This is a genomic window from Pseudomonas reinekei, from assembly GCF_001945365.1.
Taxonomy (GTDB): Bacteria; Pseudomonadota; Gammaproteobacteria; order Pseudomonadales; family Pseudomonadaceae; genus Aquipseudomonas; species Aquipseudomonas reinekei.
Genome location: NZ_MSTQ01000011.1, coordinates 106,328 through 125,227 on the forward strand (window position 1 = coordinate 106,328; position 18,900 = coordinate 125,227).

Genomic DNA, 18,900 nt, shown 5'->3' on the forward strand with positions numbered 1-18,900 from the left:
TAGGTTTCTGCAGTCCTTAGGAAAGGTCCGACAGGGATAGGTTTTCCAGTAATTGTCGGACCGATTCAAACTCCCGCTCAACCCCCGGCAACACCGGCCGCTTCAAAACAATCACCGGCACCCCACGCTCGCGCGCCACTTCCAGCTTCGGCTCTGTCGCGGTGCTGCCGCTGTTCTTGCTGATCAGCACGTCGATCTGCCGACGTTCAAACAACGCTCGTTCATCGTCGATCAGGAACGGCCCTCGTGCGCCGATCACTTCGCAGCGTGCGTTGCCGGGGTAAACGTCGAGTGCGCGCAGGGTCCAGAATTGTTCAGGGGGAATTTCGTCCAGGTGGTGCAACGGCTCGCGGCCGAGGGTGAACAGCGGGTGGCGGAAGGGTTTCAAGGCTTCGATCAGTTCGGCCCAGTCGCTGACTTCGCGCCAGTCATCGCCAGCCTGCGCTTGCCATGCCGGACGTCGCAGCGCCCAGCAGGGAATACCACTCAACCGCGCTGCAGTCGCGGCGTTCTGGCTGATTTGCGCGGCGTACGGGTGAGTGGCGTCCAGCAGCAGGCCGATGCGCTCATCGCGAATGAATCGCGCCAGACCCTCGGCACCGCCGTAACCGCCGACGCGAACCTGGCATTGCAGATCCGTCGGCACGCGGCCGACCCCGGCCAGGCTGTAGATGTGCTCTGGCCCCAGCGTGCGGGCGAGGGCCAGCGCCTCGGTGACGCCGCCGAGCAACAGAATTCGTTTCATTGAAAAGCCCCCGCATGTCCGACGATCCCACCCTGGCGGTCGATGGCAAACACCTCGACCTGAACCTGCGCCGGGACTACGCTGCGGGCAAACGCCAAGGCGTGCTGGCACACCGCGTCGCCGAGGGCGATGCCGGCGGCGCTGGCCATGACCAATGCCTGCTGGCTGGTGTTGGCCTCGCGGATGCCCTGCTGCAACGCGGCATCGGCACCTACCGCTGCGGCCCATTCGGCCAGTTGCGGCAGGTCGATGCTCGAATGCCGGCTGTGCAAGTCCATGTGCCCGGCGGCCAGTTTGCTGATCTTGCCGAAGCCGCCACAGATGCTGAGTTTATCCACAGGCACCTTGCGCAGATGCTTGAGCACGGCACCGATGAAGTCGCCCATCTCGATCAGGGCAATTTCCGGCAGGTTGTAGACCCGGCGCATGGTGTCTTCGCTGGCGTTGCCGGTGCATGCGGCGATGTGCTGGTAACCGTTGGTTTTCGCGACATCGATACCTTGGTGGATCGAGGCAATGTAGGCCGCGCAGGAAAACGGCCGGACGATGCCGCTGGTACCGAGGATCGACAGGCCACCCAGAATTCCCAGGCGCGGGTTCATGGTTTTCAAGGCCAGTGCTTCACCGTTTTCGACATTGACTGTCACCTCGAAACCGCCGCTGTAGCCGCGCTCTGCCGCGAGTTGGGTCAGGTGATCGCCGATCATTTTGCGCGGCACCGGGTTGATCGCCGGTTCGCCGACGCCCAGCACCAGCCCGGGGCGGGTGACGGTGCCGACGCCGCGTCCGGCATTGAAGCGCACGCCGGGCTCACTGAGCAGTCGCACCCGGGAGTAGAGCAGGGCCCCGTGGGTGACGTCGGGATCGTCTCCGGCATCCTTGATCGTGCCAGCCTCCGCACCGTCGTCCGCCAGTCGACAGAACTCAAGACGCATCTGCACCTGCTTGCCTTTGGGCAAGATAATTTCCACCGCGTCCGCCGCCGTGCCGGTGAGCAACAGGCGGGCCGCCGCGAGGCTGGTCGCCGTGGCGCAGCTGCCCGTGGTCAGGCCACTGCGCAGCGGGGCGGGTTGTTCGGCCGTTTCGTCACGCATCGAGAGGTTTCGTCGTGTCCAGTAACGTAATCGGCAAGGCCTGGCGCCAAGTGTCGAATTCACCCAGCGGTTGCGCCTGGGCGATGTGGATGCGCGTCAGTTCCCCGCCGCGCTGTTCACGCCATGCCATCAGGGTCATTTCACTTTGCAGTGTGACCGCATTGGCGATCAGCCGGCCACCGGGTTCGAGGGCGGCCCAGCAGGCGTCCAGCACGCCTTCGCGAGTGACGCCGCCACCGATGAAAATCGCGTCCGGGCGCTCGAGGCCTTCAAGTGCTTGCGGCGCACGGCCACGGATCAGTTGCAGGCCGGGCACGCCGAGGGCGTCGCGGTTGTACTCGATCAATGCCTGGCGCCCCTCATCGGCTTCAATGGCCAGTGCCCGGCAGCTGGGGTGGGCACGCATCCATTCGATGCTGATCGAGCCGCTGCCGGCGCCGACATCCCACAGCAATTCGCCGGGCGTCGGGGCCAGGCGTGCGAGGGTGATCGCCCGGACGTCACGCTTGGTGATCTGACCATCGTGCTTGAATGCCGAATCTGGCAGGCCAGCCAGTCGTGACAGGCGTGGCGTGGTCGGTTCGGCGATGCAGTCGATGGCGATCAGGTTCAAATCGGCGATGGCCGGGTCGGTCCAGTCGCTGGCGATGCCTTCGATACGCCGCTCGGCTTCACCGCCCAAGTGTTCCAGAACAGTCAGACGGCTCGGCCCGAAACCGCGCTCACGCAGCAGCGCGGCGATGGCGGCGGGGCTGTTTCCATCGTTGCTCAATACCAGCAGGCGCACGCCGCTGAATAATTGCGCGCTGAGTGCGGCGACGGGGCGGGCAACTACCGACAGCGTGACCACTTCCTGCAATGGCCAGCCCATTCTGGCGGCGGCCAGCGAGCAAGAAGAGGGCGCGGGCAGCGTCAGCATTTCTTCGCCGGGCAAGTGCCGGGCGAGGCTGGCACCCACGCCGAAGAACAGTGGGTCACCGCTGGCCAGCACACAGACAGGCTCGCCGCGCAGGGCCAGTACCGGCTGGATAGAGAACGGGCTCGGCCAGCAATCACGTTCGCCGCGAATGCACGGCGGCAACAAATCCAGGTGCCGTTGGCCGCCGAAGATCCGTGAGGCACGCAGCAGCGCATGCCGGGCGTTCTTGCCCAGACCTTTGAAACCGTCTTCACCGATGCCTACTACTGTCAGCCAGGGCGACATGCCTGCTCCTTGATAAATTGCCCCATGACCGGGTTCGGGACTGGGCGCAATGATACCGCGCCGCTGCGGTTTTTTACGCATACCACGCAGCTCGCGCCGCAACCGTTACGTATTGCCGCTCGGTCAGCCCACCCCTGTGCGCCTGTGAGGCGCGGGGCGTCCGTTCGAGCGTGTCGGGCTTCTGCAGGCGTTGACCTTCCCGTCGTCCGACAAGCTTTTCATCCGCCGTTGCAAAGCAGGCATAATACCGCCCGCTTCGCCCGCGAAGTGCCTCGCCACCTGAACGGGTCATCCCCTTGAACGAACGCCCAGTATCCACCGCCTTACGCCCCTCGGCCTGTCCGGGGTTGCTGCGTATCGTCCCGGCACTGGATGGCGGGATCTGCCGGATCAAGCTCAGTGGCGGTTCGATCAGCAGTGCCCAGGCCAATGCTGTGGCGGATGTCGCCGAGCGCTTCGCCAGCGGCGCGATCGAGGCGACCAATCGCGCCAATCTGCAAGTCCGCGGCATCGGCCGTGAGCCAGCGGCATTGATCGAGCGCTTGCTGGACGCAGAGCTTGGGCCGCAAAACGCGGCAGGCGATGATGTGCGCAACCTGATGCTCAGTCCGGGGGCCGGGATCGATCGCAAGATGCTGCTCGATACCCGTCCCTTGGCTGAGCAGATTCTCGCCTCGCTGCAAAATCACCCGCCGTTCCACGACCTCAGCGCCAAGTTCGCCGTCCAGCTCGATGGCGGCGAGGCGTTGGCGATGCTCGAACATCCGCACGACCTGTGGCTCTCGGCGTATGCAGGTGACGGCGAGGTGCGTCTGGCCTTCGGTTTGGCGGGTTGCCCGCTGGACACGGCTCAAGGTTCGGTGTCGCTCGACGATGGTCACCGCCTGGTGGTCGCGGTGCTTGAGTTGTTCCTTGAGCTGGCACGTCCCGAACAAACCCGGATGCGTCATTTGCTCTGCGAATATTCGCTCGCAGATTTCCTGACGCGACTGGCTGGACGCGTCTCCCTCCAGGTCATGACCGATTGGCGGCGAACCGCCGATTCGAGCGTGCTGCACATCGGCGCACACCCCCAGGCTCAGGTTGACCTGGTCTACGTGGGTGCCGTACCGCCACTGGGACGGCTTGACCCGACGATGCTGCGAGGCGCGGCACAACTGGCCGATGAGTTCGGCGACGGCAGCCTGCGGTTTACCCCGTGGCAGAATCTGCTGTTGCCCAACGTTCGTAGCGAGCACGCCGCTGAAGTCACCGCGCGCCTTGGACAGTTGGGCCTGTTGTGTGACGCCGGGCATACGTTGACCCGGTTGATTGCCTGTACCGGTTCCAACGGCTGTGGCAAAGGCCTGGCCGAGACCAAAGGCGATGCCTTGCAACTGGCCGCTTTGCTGCAACGTCACGGGCATGTGCTGAATGTGCACTTGAGCGGTTGCCCGCGTTCCTGTGCCGCCGCGCACACGGCGCCAGTCACATTGCTGGCCGTCACCCCCGGCCACTACGATCTCTATTTTCGCGATGCAGCGCAGCCCGGTTTCGGCGCGCTGCACGCACGCAACCTTACTATTGAAGCGGTCGCGGCCCTGCTCGACGCCCGCTCACGGAGCCCCCTTGATGCTTGATTACATCCGCGACGGTCAGGAGATCTATCGCAACTCCTTCGCGATCATCCGCGCCGAAGCCAACCTGGCGCGAATCCCGGCCGATCTGGAAAAACTCGCAGTTCGGGTGATTCACGCCTGCGGCATGGTCGAGGCCATCGACGGTCTGCAGTTTTCCGAAGGCGCGGGCAAGGCCGGGCGCGATGCGCTGGCTGCTGGCGCGCCGATCCTGTGTGATGCGCGGATGGTGTCCGAAGGCATTACCCGGGCGCGCCTGCCGGCGAACAATCAGGTGATCTGCACCTTGCGCGACGAGAGCGTTCCGCAACGGGCTCGTGAATTGGGCAACACCCGTTCAGCCGCCGCGCTGGAGTTGTGGCGCCCGCATCTGGAAGGCAGCGTGGTGGTCATCGGCAATGCACCGACCGCACTGTTTTACTTGCTGGAAATGCTCGACGCCGGCGCACCGAAACCGGCGCTGATCCTCGGCTTCCCGGTAGGTTTCGTCGGTGCCGCCGAATCCAAGGCAGCGTTGGCAGCGGACAGCCGTGGCGTGCCTTTCGTCATCATGCAAGGTCGCCTGGGCGGAAGCGCCATGGCCGCTGCGGCCGTCAATGCCCTCGCCACGGAGATCGAATGATGCACAAACCTGGACGTTTGATCGGCCTTGGCGTGGGTCCCGGTGACCCAGAACTGATCACCGTAAAGGCCTTGCGCCTGCTGCGCGAATCGCCGGTGGTGGCGTACTTCGTCGCCAAGGGCAAAAAGGGCAATGCATTCGGCATCATTGAGGCGCATCTGCAAGCAGCGCAGAACCTGTTGCCACTGGTTTACCCGGTGACCACCGAGGCATTGCCGGCGCCGCTGTCCTATGAACAAGTGATCAGCGACTTTTACGATGACGCCGCCACCGAACTGGCGACGCATCTCGATGCCGGTCGCGACGTGGCGGTGATCTGCGAAGGCGATCCGTTCTTCTACGGCTCCTACATGTACCTGCACGACCGGCTCGCCGAGCGCTATCAAGCCGAAGTCGTCCCAGGTGTGTGCTCGATGCTCGGCGGCGCCTCGGTACTGGGTGCGCCGCTGGTGTATCGCAATCAGAGCCTGTCGGTGTTGTCCGGCGTGCTGCCCCACGACGAGCTCAAACGTCGTCTGGCCGACGCCGACGCCGCAGTGATCATGAAACTGGGGCGCAACTTTCCCAAGGTTCGTCAGGTGCTGGAAGAACTCGGCCTGGCCGAACGGGCGTTGTACGTCGAGCGCGCGACCATGGCCAATCAGAAGATCGTGCCGCTGGATCAGGTGGAGCCGATGTCTTCGCCGTATTTCTCGCTGATCATCGTTCCCGGCGAAAGGTGGCAAGGCTGATGACCCGATCCGATCCGGCGATTGTCATTCTTGGCAATGGCAGCCTCACCACCGCGCGGCGGCTGCAACAGGTTTACCCCGGCGCCCTGATCCATGGGCTGGCCGAACGGGTCGATGGCGCGGACCGTATCTATCACGACTTCGGCGCGACCCTGCGCGAGCTGTATCAACAGGGCACGCCGATCATCGCGTTGTGCGCGGCCGGCATCGTGATCCGCACACTGGCGCCGTTGCTGCTGGAGAAGGGCGCCGAGCCGCCGGTGCTGGCCGTGGCCGAGGACGGTAGCGCGGTGGTGCCGTTGCTCGGTGGCCTGGGCGGCGTAAACGTGATGGCGCGAGAGATCGCCGCGCATCTCGACGTCGCGCCGGCTATCACCACCAGTGGTGAATTGCGTTTCGGCACTTGCCTGCTCAACCCGCCCAGCGGCTATACCTTGGGCGATCTGGAACTGGGCAAGCGTTTCGTTTCCGATCTGCTCGCCGGCGAAACGGTGCGCATCGAAGGTTCGGCGCCCTGGCTGGCGCAAGCGCAACTGCCTGAGGATGCCCAGGCGCGGCTGGCGGTGCATGTCAGCCATGCCGAACGCAGCCCTGTGGCCAACGAATTGCTGATCTATCCACGCAATGTGCTGGTGGCGGTCAGTGACGAGGTTGCCGATGTGCCGAACGTGGTGCGCGAGGCGCTGCATCGGGCCAAAATCGCTGTGCAGTCGCTGGCGTGCCTGCTGGCTCCCGACAGCGCCATGGCCAGCCAGGCGCTGCGTGAGGCGGCACGCGAACTGGGTGTGCCGTTGCGTTTTGCCGCTGTTGTCGGCGGTGCCTGCGAACTGGCGCGCCAGGCTATCGGATCGGGCGTTTGCGTCGTGGGTGATGATGCCGTTGCCGTTGCGCTGGCTGAGCAGCCATTGGACCCGATGCACATCGGCCGTGCGCGCGGTCGCCTGGCGGTGATTGGTCTGGGGCCGGGTGCAGCCGAGTTGATGGTACCGGCAGTGAAGGCTGAGCTCGCCCGTGCCAATGATGTGCTGGGTTACGAAACCTATGTACGCATGGCCGGGCCCTTCCGTGCAGATCAGGTGCTGCATTGCACTGACAACCGTGAGGAAATGCAGCGAGCACGGCATGCGTTCGAACTGGCGGCCCAAGGGCGATCGGTTGTGGTGGTGTCGTCTGGTGACCCGGGTGTGTTCGCCATGGCTGCCGCGGTGCTCGAAGCGCTTCATGAATCCACCGATGCTCATTGGCACAACGTCGAGCTCGAGATCCTGCCGGGCGTATCGGCCTCGCTGGCAACCGCGGCCCAGGCCGGCGCCCCCTTGGGTCATGACTTTTGTGTGCTGTCGCTGTCGGACAACCTCAAGCCGTGGTCGATCATCGAGAAACGGCTGGACCTGGCCGCTCAGGCAGACTTGGCCCTGGCGTTCTACAACCCGATCTCCCGTTCACGGCCGTGGCAACTGGGGCAAGCCCTGGACATCGTCGCCCGGCACCGCGTGCCTGAAACACCTGTGGTGCTGGGGCGCGATATCGGTCGTCCGGGGCAGACACTGCAGGTGACGACGCTGGGGCAGCTCACCCCGGATCAGGTTGATATGCGAACCATGGTGCTGGTTGGCTCGTCGACGACTTGTGTGTTTGCTCGAGCAGATGGCGGAACTTGGGTTTATACGCCTCGCTGGTACGGTAATAAACCGTAAGTTGGATAAAAGGCCGGCGCAATGCCGGCCTTTTAGTTTGTTTGGTTTATTTTGGTTAAAGTGCGGCTTGTTAGTCTTTCAATATCTTGTGGTTTTTTCTGGTTTGACCGACTTTGTTCCCGTTGCTAAGTTTGGTTTGCCTGCAGGAAGCAGGTTTAATTCAATGACAAGGATGTCAATATATGAATGCGAGTGAAGTTATGGACGAGTCGTTCGATTATGCCGCTCAGCGGGAATATTTCCGGTCGGCTGAGATGTTTCAGCCGATGGCGCGGTGGCACGAATGAGTCTGGCCTCGGATCAAAGGGGCAGTGAGTCGGCTGCGGTGCTGGTGACAACTGTCACTGCCTATGATGAGGAACTGTCGTATGAGGATCGTGAAGCCTTCGACGACACCATTCTTTATCGGAAATACGTGCGGACAAACTCTTTCATCGCGAAACCCAGCGCCGCGAATGGTATGGCGAATACAGCAAGGCACTGACCATGTGTGGCTGGCCGACCCTGAGCGACCCTTACAAGGAGTACATCAGCAGGGAGCTGAACTTCACGCTGGATGAGGCTGCATTGCAGATCATCGCCCTGGCTGCCGGTGCCGACAAACTGAAGGTCTTGCCGCTGATCTCCGCAGCCTTCAATTCGCTGGAAAAGAACGACGGCGCTCTAAAATTGATAGAACTGAAAAGTAAAAAAATAAGTCCGGCAACTTCCAGGCCAGTCCATGCCTGTTGTTGGGTGGGCGGGCAACCATGATTGCCTGTGCCATACAAATGGAAGCCAAGGAGCTCATTACAAAGGTTTTGTTCTTCAAATACCGAGGTGAGGAAGTCAGGATTAACAATGCTGCTATCCGACGCGTATTGAATCGACGTGCTTACAATGTTGTAAAGGATGTTGTTCAGGCGGCAGTTGATAAAGCCCGGCTCGACTACTTTAAAACACCGCTGTAAATATTCTTGAGAACTTCCACGCTGGAAGTTCTCTTGTTTGAACGCGAGTTGCAAGGTGAAACATGGACAGTTTTCGTCAGGAATCATTTGTCGATGCCGGACTTCTCGGTGTCTTGTCGCTTTCATTGGACCAGCAGATGAAATGCGACACTTTGTATTCTTTGCTGGCTGCTCAGGTGATGGCTTCAAACAATGTTCCCGACGTCGGAGACTTCCCGCAATGGCACAGCAGGTTTGTCGAGGCCCTTGAGCGATGCGGGTGGACGCTCAGGCGTGAGCAAGACCTGAACCCCGTGTTTGATCAGCCATCCACGGTGACGCTGCAAAATGTGTTTGCGCAAGCGCTGACCGGCGAGGGGTTGCGGGAACCGTGTGAGCTTGCGCTCGAAGCATTGGATGCCTTCGCGCGGCTGTCGACGGATTCGCCGTCAGCGGTGCGCTTTCGCGAGCGGTCGTTCAGTCGGCGCGTAGTGAAGGTGGGAAATGGAAAGGAAGCGCAACGTTTCACGGTGCATTGGCTTCTGGCAGTGAGCGCACGCCAAGCCTGCATCGACCTGTTCCATCTTGAGTTTGAAACGACCCAATACGTGGATGGGCAGTTTCTGCAGCAGGCCTTCGTGCCGTCCAGCTTCACTTCACCCGTACTGGTGAAGCATCACGCGTTCGAGATGGCGGCGAGGGCATTCGCCCGAAGCAGGGCGCAAATCGTTGCTTTTGTGCAGGGTCACCAGATGATGCCGATCAAGCCCGGCATCGGTTTGACACCGGCGAGCCTGGCCTGTGACGCCGTCATGGCACCAGATAACCTTTCACCCCGGTGAAAATAATCTGCGCCGCCAATGCACACACGAACAACCCCATCAATCGGCTGACGATTTGCAACCCCTGATCGCCGAGAATGCGCTCGATGTGATTGGACAGGTACAGCACAACGCCCACGGTGAAACTGGCCAGGGCAATGCTGACGATGGCGGTGAGCTTGTCGTCCCAGTGCGGCTGGCTCACGCCCATCACCAGCAACGCACCGATGGTGCCGGGGCCTACCGTCAGCGGAATGGTCAGCGGAACGATGGTCACGTCCTGCTGCACGTTGTCGGTCTGTACCGCCGACTTGCCTTGGGCCATGCCCAGCGCCGAGATGAACAATACGCTGCCGGCGCCGATGCGAAATGCATCCACGGTGATGCCGAAGACACTGAAAATCACCCGCCCAAACAAGTACAGCAACACGCTGGAGACCAGCGTGGCGACTGCCACTTTCCAGGCCAGGCGCCGTTGTTCCTTGCGTGAGTAGCCACGGGTCAGGCTGATGAAGCAGGACAATACGAAGAACGGGCTGTAGAGCACCAGCATCTTCAGGTAAACGCTGAACAACACGTGGAGCATGGTGCGGGCTCACTGGCGAGGGAATTCGAGGGGGAAGTCTATCAGGCGTCGCAGCGTCTGTCGGCTCTCAGGACGTTGAGGTCGCGCTGCGATTTTGCAGGTCACGTTGGGCCACCCAGTGTTCGATGAGTTCGCGCAACTGCGAAAGCTCCACCGGTTTGGCCATGTGTCCGTCCATGCCAGCCTGGCGCGCGCGCTCCTTGTGTTCGGCGAGGATATGCGCAGTCAACGCCACCACCGGAGTGCGAGTGCGCTGGTTGCCGACTTCCCAGGCACGCAATTGCTGGGTGGCCGAGAAACCATCGAGGATCGGCATTTCGCAGTCCATCAACACCAGGTCATAGCGCTGGGCTTTCATCGCCTTTAGCGCTTCTTCACCATTGCTGGCGGTGTCCGGTTGCAGATTGAGCTTGCCCAGCATGCCGCGGATAACCTTGGTCGAGATGCTGTTGTCCTCGGCGACGAGAATGCGGAAATCGCTTGGCACCTTGACCGGCAGGGTAGCGCCGGATGGTGAGTGCGGCACCACGGCGAGCCCCTTGTTGCGCTGGGTCAGTTCGTCGGCCAGGGTCGTTTTGAGGGTGTAGCCGGCCACCGGTTTGGCGAGGATGCGTTTGATCCCCGAGTTGCGCGCGATGATCTTGCTGGGGGCGTTGCTGATGCCGGTGAGCATGATCAGCAGGATGTCATGATTGAGGCTCGGATCTTCCTTGATCTTGGCGGCCAGCTGCATGCCGGTCATGCCGGGCATGTTCTGGTCCAGCAGGACCACGTCGAAGTAGTCACGCAAGTGCGCTTTGGTGCGCAACAGCGCCAGCGCTTCCTTGCCGGATGGAACCGCGCTGACGTTCAGGCCCCAGGCGCTGCATTGCTGCACCAGGACTTTGCGGCAAGTGTCGTTGTCGTCCACCACCAGCACCCGCGCACCTTGCAACGGGCCGTCGAGATCGGATGTCGGGTGTTCGAGACGGTCCGGGTCCAGTGGCAATGTCAGCCACAGGGTGCTGCCCTGCTGGGCGCCACTCTTGATGCCGAACTCGCCTTGCATCAAGCGAATCAGCTGACGGGCGATCACCAGCCCCAGGTTGCCGCCGAGGCGGTTGGTCGACAGGAAGTGCTTGCTGTGCAGTTCGGCGTGCATCAGCGCATCGCGTTCTTCGGCATCCATCGGCTCGCCGCTGTCCTGCACGGCGATGCGCAGGCGCGGTTTGGCGCTGCGCTCATCGAGGGCAACGACAATCAGGACCTCGCCTTCGTCGGTTTTCTTCAAGGCGTTTTCAAGCAGGCTCAAAAGAGTCTGGCGCAGGCGTGTCGGATCTCCACTGATGACCCGCGGCACTTGCGGCTGGATGAAACTGATCAGCTCGACGTTCTGCTGTTCAGCCTTGGCGCGGAAGATGCTCAGGCAGTCTTCGATCAAGGCGTTGAGGTCGAATTGCACATCATCCAGTTCGATCTGTCCGGACTCGAGCTTGGAAATGTCGAGAATTTCGTTGATCAGTGTCAGTAGTTCGTTGCCGGCGCTATGGATGGTTTGTACGTAGTCGCGTTGCTTGACCGACAAGGGCGTGCCCAGCAACAGCTCGGTCATGCCCAGCACGCCGTTCATGGGGGTGCGGATTTCATGGCTGATCTTCGCCAGGAACTCGGCCTTGGCATTGATCTCGGCGTTACTGGCGGCCAGGTCGCGACTGATGCTGAAACGGTCTTCGGTGATGCTGCGTTGGCGCTCGCTCAGGGCAATGCTCATCAGCAGGCCGCTGAGGCAGATGAACGCCAGCAGGGTGGTGATCAGACCGTGGGGCTCGACCAGTGTCAGCCCCAGCAAGGCCGGCAGGATAATCAGCGTACCGAGGTTGAACGCCACCATGGCCGCAACGAACAGCCGCGCAGGTCGATAGCCTTTTTGCCAGTGAAAGGCACTGACGAACAGCATGGTCAGGCCCGCAAGGGCGACCAGGCCGTAGGTCATGATGTTCAACGGCAATGTGTTGACGAACAGCAGCAACAGGCCGCAGATCGTGATGACCAGGATCTCGCCCAGCAGCAACCTGTTCAGCGGGTGTGGGCCGAGGGGGGCAAAAAAGCGATAGGTGAGCATCAGGCCGCAGGGGGCGGTGAGCAACAACGCGAGGTAAGCGCCGGGCGTTTGCACGGCTTGCCAGCTCGGCAGCCATGGCCCGGCGAGGTTCAACAACAGCACCAGGCTGAGCATCAGCAGGGCTTCACAGGCCGCCAGCCACAGACTGCTGCGCGAACGGGTGTAGGCGTAGCGGATGAGGTTGTGCAGGATCAGCATGGCGATGCAGCCCAGCAGCAGTCCGTAGACCAGCGTCTGGTTCTGATTGGCGGCGGTCATGGCCGCCGATTGCAGGGTGATGTAGGGTCGCAGCTGGCTTTCGGAGACCAGTCGCAAGTACACATCCAGTGATTTGTCGCTCTGTGGCAACGGCAACATGAAGTCGCTGCTGGGCAATGGTCGATCGGTCTGCGGTTGTTTGTTGCCGGTACTCGATTGATCGATCAGGTTGTCGCCATCGAGCACATACAGGTTGAGATGCGACAGGTCGGGGGCGAACACCCGAAGCAACTGTTCATGCTTGCCGGGCGCGAGACGGAAACGGATCCAGAGTGCGCCGTCGGGCTCGGCTGCGGTGAGGCGGTCGAGTTCGATGGGGCTGAATTGATTGGTGTAGCGGGCGGAACGAATGTCGCTCAGTTGCAGGTCGCCCTGTTCGTCGAGCAATACCGCCCAGCCACTGCCTTGCGCGGCCTGGGCCGGGAGCATGCAGAGCAAGGTCAGCAGAGTGACGGTGAAACCTATGGCAATCCTGAGCCAGCGCACGGCGAAATCCCTTCGTAGGTTGATGCCAGAGTATAACTATGCGCGGCGCCGGAATAGTCAGGCAAGGGCTCGAAGCCCTTGCCCGGCTCAAAGGATAGCTTATTCCTGATTTTCGCCACGCTCGCGGGCAATGGCGCGGTAGCCAATGTCCTTGCGATAGAAACAGCCTTCCCAATCAATCCTGGCCGCCAGCTTGTAAGCCTGCTGCTGGGCAGCATCTACGCTGGCGCCCATGGCCGTGGCGCAAAGCACCCGACCACCGGCGGTTACCACCTGACCGTCCTTGAGCGCAGTGCCGGCGTGGAAGACTTTGCCTTCCAGCGCAGCCGCTGCGTCCAGGCCATTGATGGCCACGCCTTTGGCGTAATCACCAGGATAGCCGCCCGCAGCCAGCACGATACCGACGCTTGGACGGGGATCCCATTGTGCTTCGACCTTGTCCAGCGCCTGTGCCAGAGCGGCTTCAACCAGCAGAACCAGGCTCGACTGCAAACGCAGCATGACCGGCTGGGTCTCAGGGTCGCCGAAACGGCAGTTAAATTCGATCACTTTTGGGTTACCAGCCTTGTCGATCATCAGGCCGGCGTACAGGAAGCCAGTGTAGACGTTGCCTTCCGCGGCCATGCCACGAACGGTTGGCCAGATAACCAGGTCCATGACGCGCTTGTGCACGTCGGCGGTGACCACCGGGGCGGGGGAGTAGGCACCCATGCCGCCGGTGTTCGGGCCGGTGTCGCCGTCGCCGACGCGCTTGTGGTCCTGGCTGGTGGCCATCGGCAGGACGTTCTTGCCGTCGACCATGACGATGAAGCTGGCTTCTTCGCCGTCGAGGAACTCTTCGATCACGACGCGCGAACCGGCGTCACCGAAAGCGTTGCCGGCCAGCATGTCGCGTACGGCGTCTTCGGCTTCGGCCAGGGTCATGGCAACGATCACGCCTTTACCGGCGGCCAGGCCATCGGCCTTGATCACGATCGGTGCACCTTTTTCACGCAGGTAAGCCAGGGCCGGCTCGATCTCGGTGAAGTTCTGGTAGTCGGCAGTCGGGATTTTGTGGCGCGCCAGGAAGTCCTTGGTGAAAGCCTTCGAACCTTCCAGCTGCGCAGCGCCAGCGGTCGGACCGAAGCAATCCAGGCCACGGGAGCGGAACAGGTCAACGACGCCGGCAACCAGCGGCACTTCCGGACCGACGATGGTCAGGGAAACGTTTTTCTCGGCGAAGTCCGCCAGTTGTTCAAGGGCCAGCACGTCGATGGCGACGTTCTCGCACTTGGCTTCAATGGCCGTACCGGCATTGCCCGGGGCCACGAAAACCTTCTGCACGCGCGGATCCTGAGCCACTTTCCAGGCCAGGGCGTGTTCACGGCCACCGCTGCCAATGATCAAAACATTCATTTCAAAAAACCTCGGATGACGCAAATTCTGTTTTAGAACCTAAAGCGCTTTACGCTGTAGGAGGTCGCAATGAAGTCGGTAGATGCAAGGTAGCCTCCAACGCAGCAGATGCCGGCTTCAGTGCGGCCGTTGTCTGATTAGTGACGGAAGTGGCGCATGCCGGTGAATACCATCGCGATACCGGCTTCGTCGGCCGCAGCAATCACCTCAGCATCACGCATCGAACCGCCCGGTTGAATCACGGCAGTCACGCCCGCCTTGGCGGCGTTGTCCAGACCGTCGCGGAACGGGAAGAATGCGTCGGAAGCCATTACCGAACCGGCTACCTGCAGGCCAGCATGTTCCGCCTTGATCGCAGCGATACGCGCCGAGTTCACGCGGCTCATCTGGCCGGCGCCGACACCGATGGTCTGACGGTTCTTGGCGTAGACGATGGCGTTGGACTTGACGTACTTGGCGACTTTCCAGGCGAAGATCAGGTCGTTGATTTCCTGTTCGGTCGGTGCGCGCTTGGTCACGACTTTCAGGTCGTCAGCACCGATCATGCCGATGTCGCGGCTCTGTACCAGCAGGCCACCGTTGACGCGCTTGTAGTCCCAGGCCGCAGCGCGGTCAGCCGACCACTCGCCGCAGGCCAGCAGGCGTACGTTGGCTTTGGCGGCGACGATGGCGCGGGCTTCTTCGCTGACGCTTGGGGCAATGATCACTTCGACGAACTGACGCTCGACGATCGCCTTGGCGGTCTCGGCATCCAGTTCACGGTTAAAGGCAATGATGCCGCCGAACGCGGATTCGGTGTCGGTAGCGTAGGCCAGGTCGTAGGCCTTGCGGATGCCGCCTTTGGCATCAGGGCTGACAGCCACGCCGCACGGGTTGGCGTGCTTGACGATCACACAGGCCGGTTTGACGAAGCTCTTCACGCATTCCAGCGCGGCGTCGGTGTCGGCCACGTTGTTGTACGACAGTTCCTTGCCTTGCAGCTGGGTCGCGGTGGCAATGCCGACTTCGGCGGGCTTGGCTTCCACGTAGAACGCCGCGCTCTGGTGCGGGTTCTCGCCGTAGCGCATTTCCTGGGCCTTGATGAACTGGCTGTTGAAGGTGCGCGGGAATTCGCTGCGGCCTTCGGTGCTCAGTGTGTCGGCAGCCTGGTTCACGGTGCCCATGTAGTTGGCGATCATGCCGTCGTAGGCGGCGGTGTGTTCGAAGGCCTTGAGCATCAGGTCGAAACGCTGAGCGTAGGTCAGGCCACCGGCCTTGAGGTTTTCGAGGACGCTGGCGTAGTCGCCGGCATTGACCACGATGGCCACGTCTTTGTGGTTCTTGGCAGCAGAACGGACCATGGTCGGGCCGCCGATGTCGATGTTCTCGATGGCGGTCGGCAGGTCGCAGCCTGGCTTGTTGATGGTGGCTTCGAACGGGTACAGGTTGACCGCCACCAGATCGATCGGCTTGATGCCGTGCTCGTTCATGATGGCGTCGTCGATACCGCGACGACCGAGGATCCCGCCGTGGATTTTCGGGTGCAGGGTTTTCACCCGACCGTCCATCATTTCGGCAAAACCGGTGTAATCAGCGACTTCCACAGCGGCAACGCCGTTGTCCTGCAGCAGCTTGAACGTCCCGCCGGTGGAGAGGATCTCGACGCCCAGGGCTTCAAGCTCTTTGGCGAATTCAAGGATCCCGGTCTTGTCGGAAACGCTGATCAAGGCGCGGCGGATCGGCAGGCGGGTAGTCTGGTCGGTCATTTCAATTTCCATCAAAAGCAAAGGAGTCAGCAAAAAAGGCGACCGGTTTCACGCGGGCGCCTTTCTGGTTTGATTGAATGCTTACAGCAAATCGTACTGCTTGAGTTTCTTGCGCAGCGTGCCCCGGTTGAGTCCGAGCATCTCGCTGGCCTTGGTCTGGTTGCCCTTGACGTAGTTCATCACGCACTCGAGCAGGGGAGCCTCGACTTCGGAGAGCACCAGGTTGTACACATCCGTGACGGCAGCGCCCTCAAGGTGGGCGAAATAATTGTGCAGCGCCTTCTCGACACTCCCGCGAAGGGTCTGACCTTCTTCGCTCGGGGTATTGAGGTGCTGTTTCAAATTCACGTTGTCGCTCACGGGTGTTGTTCCACTCACTAAAGTCTCGGTCATCATCGTCATGCGGCCACCCCCTCTCCGTCCCCTGTCAGGCTCTTGTAACGTTCAGCGAAGAAGCCCTGAACGTTGGCGCATTGTGCTTCCGTATCTTCCAAACGATTGAAGTGGGCGCGAAACTCCCTGGCGCCCGGCAAGGTTGCGAGATACCAGCCCACATGCTTTCGGGCAATGCGAACGCCCATCACGTCTCCATAGAAGGCGTGCAGCGCAGCCAGATGCTCTAGCAGAATGCGTTCCACTTCGATCAGTTCCAGCGCCGGGAGCTTCTCGCCGGTGCGCAGGAAATGGTCGATCTCGCGAAAAATCCATGGCCGCCCCTGGGCAGCCCGGCCAATCAGCAGGCCATCGGCACCGGTCGCGTCGAGCACGTATCGGGCCTTTTGCGGCGAATCGATATCGCCGTTGGCGAAAACCGGCATCGACACGGCCTGCTTGATCGCGGCAATGGTGTCGTATTCGGCTTCACCGGTGTACAGATCGGCACGGGTGCGGCCATGCACCGCCAGCGCCGTAATGCCTGCCTGTTCGGCGATCTTCGCCACGGTCAGGCCGTTCTTGTTGTCCCGGTCCCAGCCGGTACGGATCTTCAGGGTCACCGGCACATCAACCGCAGCGACGACGGCCTGCAGGATCTCGGTGACCAGTGCCTCATCCTTCAACAATGCAGACCCGGCGGCCTTGTTGCAGACCTTCTTTGCCGGACAGCCCATGTTGATATCAATAATCTGTGCGCCCAGTTCGACGTTGGCCCGGGCCGCATCCGCCAGCATCTGTGCATCCCCACCGGCGATCTGTACCGAGCGTGGCTCGGGATCACCCTCGTGGATCATGCGCATCCGCGACTTGCGGGTGTTCCACAGGCTCATGTCGCTGGTGACCATTTCCGAGACTACGAGCCCCGCGCCCAATCGTTTGCACAGCTGACGAAAGGGTTGGTCGGTGACCCCCGCCATCGGGGCGAGAATCAAGCCGTTATGTAATGTGTATGGACCGATGCGTACCGCCGACATAGGACTTCCCTGTTGTGGGGCCGGATCATGAGAGTTCGAAAAAGGGTTGGCATGATACCCGCTCTCGATGACTGGATAAAGGTCGAATTGAACAAAATCTGAACAGTTATTTTGTTATCGCCAGAGGTTTGGTCCGGACAGGGGAAGTCAGAAAGCCGCCGTCAATTGAAGCGCGATGAACCGTTTCACTCGGGTGAGTGGAAGCTCAGGCTGTAGTTCACCGCTTTGGCGCCTGGATCGAGAATGTCCAGTGCGATGTGGATCGGCGTTTGCGGAGGCATTTCTGCCATGCCTTCGAGGTCACCACTGAGGTATTCACCGGGTTTGAAGCGGCGGCTGGCGATCAAGTGACCATTGAGATCGGCGAAACGCAGTTCCAGCAGCGGGAAGGGCTGGGAGAAGGGCGCGCGGTTATAAATGATGGCATCCACCACCAATGCACCGTTGAACTCCGGGTGACTGCGGACCACCAGGTTGCTGCTTTTGATTTTGGCGATGTCGACCTTGGAGGGCACCGTGCAACCGATTTGCGGGCACAGTTGCTGGAACCAGGGGCGATATTGGTCCTGGCGCGCCAGTTCGTCGAAGTGATAGGCGACGTACTGGCCGACCAGTGCGCCGGCACCCAGCAGGATCAGCAGGAACCAGAAGAATCGGCGCCCCCATGGCGAGCGGCGTTTTTGCCAGTCCAGTTGCAGCGGGTCGTCGGTCAGGTCTTGCAGGACTTCGGCGCGAACGCCCGATTCGCTGCGTTCGCGACGCTTGCGCAGCGGTTCGATCGAGGGCAGGTCGTCGGGTTCTTCAGTCACGGAGGCCGACAGGCGTTCGTTTTGCGGTGGTGCAACTATCGGGTCATGCAGACGCAACTGCGGCGGTGGCATTTCATCGTCGAGGTCTACCGGTTCCAGCGACAGCGACGGTTCGGTGCGTGCGAGGATGCCCGTTTCTTTCAGCGGTTGCGCTGGGGGCGGCGTGTCGAGTCGGTCGAGTTCGTCAAGATCGTCGATCGCCTGTGTGCGGTCAGCGGCCGATTCGCTGAACAGGCTGTCGCTGGTCCAGGGCTCTTCCTCGTTTTCGACGCTATCGCGGCGTGCGCTGAGGCTGTCTTCACGGGGGCGGCCGAATTCGGTGGTGGGCTGTATTTCCCGCTGTTCGAGCCGGGCCAGTTCCTCGTCGAGGTCGAGGCTGTCCAGATCCAGTTCGGCAGCGCTCCATTGCTTTTGGCTGATGGCGCGCGGTTCTGCGGGTTCCGGAGCCTCGATGACCGCAGGTGCAATCGGTGCGACAGGTTCTTTGCCGGCTTGCTCAAGCAATTGCTTGGCGGCATTGAAAACCTGCAGGCATGAACCACAGCGAACGACACCGCGCGCCACACTCAACTGGGCATGGCTGACGCGGAAGCTGGTTTGGCAATGCGGGCACTGAGTGACGAAGCTATCGGTCATGCGGCGATCCGGATTA

Annotated in this window: 17 protein-coding genes; 6 read left to right on the forward strand and 11 right to left on the reverse strand. The window is 61.5% G+C overall.

The genetic code is table 11. The annotated features are described in order from the left end of the window. Positions 1–16: 16 nt before the first annotated feature. The 3 genes from BVK86_RS18705 to cbiE are packed head-to-tail and all read right to left on the reverse strand — an operon-like array spanning position 17 to position 3,043. Positions 17–745, reverse strand: a complete 729-nt coding sequence (locus BVK86_RS18705) for a cobalt-precorrin-6A reductase (protein WP_075947810.1) — start codon at positions 743–745, stop codon at positions 17–19. After that, a complete protein-coding gene (locus tag BVK86_RS18710) occupies positions 742–1,839 on the reverse strand; it encodes a cobalt-precorrin-5B (C(1))-methyltransferase (protein ID WP_075947811.1) in 1,098 nt (365 codons plus the stop codon). Before BVK86_RS18710 ends, BVK86_RS18705 begins: the two co-directional genes overlap by 4 nt. Continuing rightward, positions 1,832–3,043 (reverse strand): precorrin-6y C5,15-methyltransferase (decarboxylating) subunit CbiE, encoded by a 1,212-nt coding sequence (cbiE, locus tag BVK86_RS18715; RefSeq protein ID WP_075947812.1) that lies wholly within the window; start codon positions 3,041–3,043, stop codon positions 1,832–1,834. The genes BVK86_RS18710 and cbiE overlap by 8 nt, the downstream gene beginning before the upstream one ends. A gap of 296 nt (positions 3,044–3,339) precedes the next feature. Here cbiE and cobG point away from each other — a divergent pair, with 296 nt between their 5' ends. From cobG to BVK86_RS18740, 5 genes are all read left to right on the forward strand, one after another. Next, on the forward strand, positions 3,340–4,662 hold the full coding sequence (gene cobG / locus BVK86_RS18720) for a precorrin-3B synthase (RefSeq protein WP_075947813.1): 1,323 nt from the start codon (positions 3,340–3,342) through the stop codon (positions 4,660–4,662). Next, entirely contained in the window at positions 4,655–5,281 is a 627-nt protein-coding gene (locus tag BVK86_RS18725) for a precorrin-8X methylmutase (RefSeq protein ID WP_075947814.1), read from the forward strand. Before cobG ends, BVK86_RS18725 begins: the two co-directional genes overlap by 8 nt. Then, entirely contained in the window at positions 5,281–6,012 is a 732-nt protein-coding gene (locus tag BVK86_RS18730; protein ID WP_075947891.1) for a precorrin-2 C(20)-methyltransferase, read from the forward strand. Before BVK86_RS18725 ends, BVK86_RS18730 begins: the two co-directional genes overlap by 1 nt. After that, positions 6,012–7,709 carry a precorrin-3B C(17)-methyltransferase gene (gene cobJ, locus BVK86_RS18735; protein WP_075947815.1) on the forward strand — a complete coding sequence of 566 codons (1,698 nt, stop codon included), beginning with the start codon at positions 6,012–6,014 and terminating at the stop codon, positions 7,707–7,709. The genes BVK86_RS18730 and cobJ overlap by 1 nt, the downstream gene beginning before the upstream one ends. 283 nt (positions 7,710–7,992) lie before the next feature. Then, on the forward strand, positions 7,993–8,193 hold the full coding sequence (locus tag BVK86_RS18740) for a hypothetical protein (RefSeq protein ID WP_075947816.1): 201 nt from the start codon (positions 7,993–7,995) through the stop codon (positions 8,191–8,193). Positions 8,194–8,224: 31 nt separating this feature from the next. Here the strand turns inward: BVK86_RS18740 and BVK86_RS29440 are convergent, their stop codons facing one another. Continuing rightward, positions 8,225–8,746 carry a hypothetical protein gene (locus tag BVK86_RS29440; protein ID WP_139315776.1) on the reverse strand — a complete coding sequence of 174 codons (522 nt, stop codon included), beginning with the start codon at positions 8,744–8,746 and terminating at the stop codon, positions 8,225–8,227. Between BVK86_RS29440 and BVK86_RS18755 the strand changes: the two genes are divergently transcribed. After that, entirely contained in the window at positions 8,722–9,480 is a 759-nt protein-coding gene (locus BVK86_RS18755) for a hypothetical protein (RefSeq protein WP_075947819.1), read from the forward strand. The two genes, BVK86_RS29440 and BVK86_RS18755, sit on opposite strands and share 25 nt — an antisense overlap. Here BVK86_RS18755 and BVK86_RS18760 read toward each other — a convergent pair. The 7 genes from BVK86_RS18760 to BVK86_RS18790 form a co-directional block, all read right to left on the reverse strand. After that, entirely contained in the window at positions 9,449–10,045 is a 597-nt protein-coding gene (locus BVK86_RS18760) for a MarC family protein (RefSeq protein ID WP_075947820.1), read from the reverse strand. The genes BVK86_RS18755 and BVK86_RS18760 overlap by 32 nt on opposite strands. Before the next feature lie 67 nt (positions 10,046–10,112). Beyond that, complete coding sequence (locus BVK86_RS18765; protein ID WP_075947821.1) at positions 10,113–12,890, reverse strand: hybrid sensor histidine kinase/response regulator; 2,778 nt, start codon at positions 12,888–12,890, stop codon at positions 10,113–10,115. A 99-nt stretch (positions 12,891–12,989) separates the two neighbouring features. After that, positions 12,990–14,285: a phosphoribosylamine--glycine ligase gene (gene purD, locus BVK86_RS18770; protein ID WP_075947822.1), complete on the reverse strand. Its 1,296-nt coding sequence runs from the start codon at positions 14,283–14,285 to the stop codon at positions 12,990–12,992. 137 nt (positions 14,286–14,422) lie between these two features. Further along, on the reverse strand, positions 14,423–16,030 hold the full coding sequence (gene purH / locus BVK86_RS18775) for a bifunctional phosphoribosylaminoimidazolecarboxamide formyltransferase/IMP cyclohydrolase (protein ID WP_075947823.1): 1,608 nt from the start codon (positions 16,028–16,030) through the stop codon (positions 14,423–14,425). Positions 16,031–16,111: 81 nt separating this feature from the next. After that, a complete protein-coding gene (gene fis, locus BVK86_RS18780) occupies positions 16,112–16,432 on the reverse strand; it encodes a DNA-binding transcriptional regulator Fis (protein WP_015093301.1) in 321 nt (106 codons plus the stop codon). Further along, positions 16,429–17,439 carry a tRNA dihydrouridine synthase DusB gene (dusB, locus tag BVK86_RS18785; RefSeq protein WP_075947824.1) on the reverse strand — a complete coding sequence of 337 codons (1,011 nt, stop codon included), beginning with the start codon at positions 17,437–17,439 and terminating at the stop codon, positions 16,429–16,431. Before dusB ends, fis begins: the two co-directional genes overlap by 4 nt. 185 nt (positions 17,440–17,624) lie before the next feature. Continuing rightward, positions 17,625–18,884 carry a DUF3426 domain-containing protein gene (locus BVK86_RS18790; RefSeq protein WP_075947825.1) on the reverse strand — a complete coding sequence of 420 codons (1,260 nt, stop codon included), beginning with the start codon at positions 18,882–18,884 and terminating at the stop codon, positions 17,625–17,627. Positions 18,885–18,900: the final 16 nt, after the last annotated feature.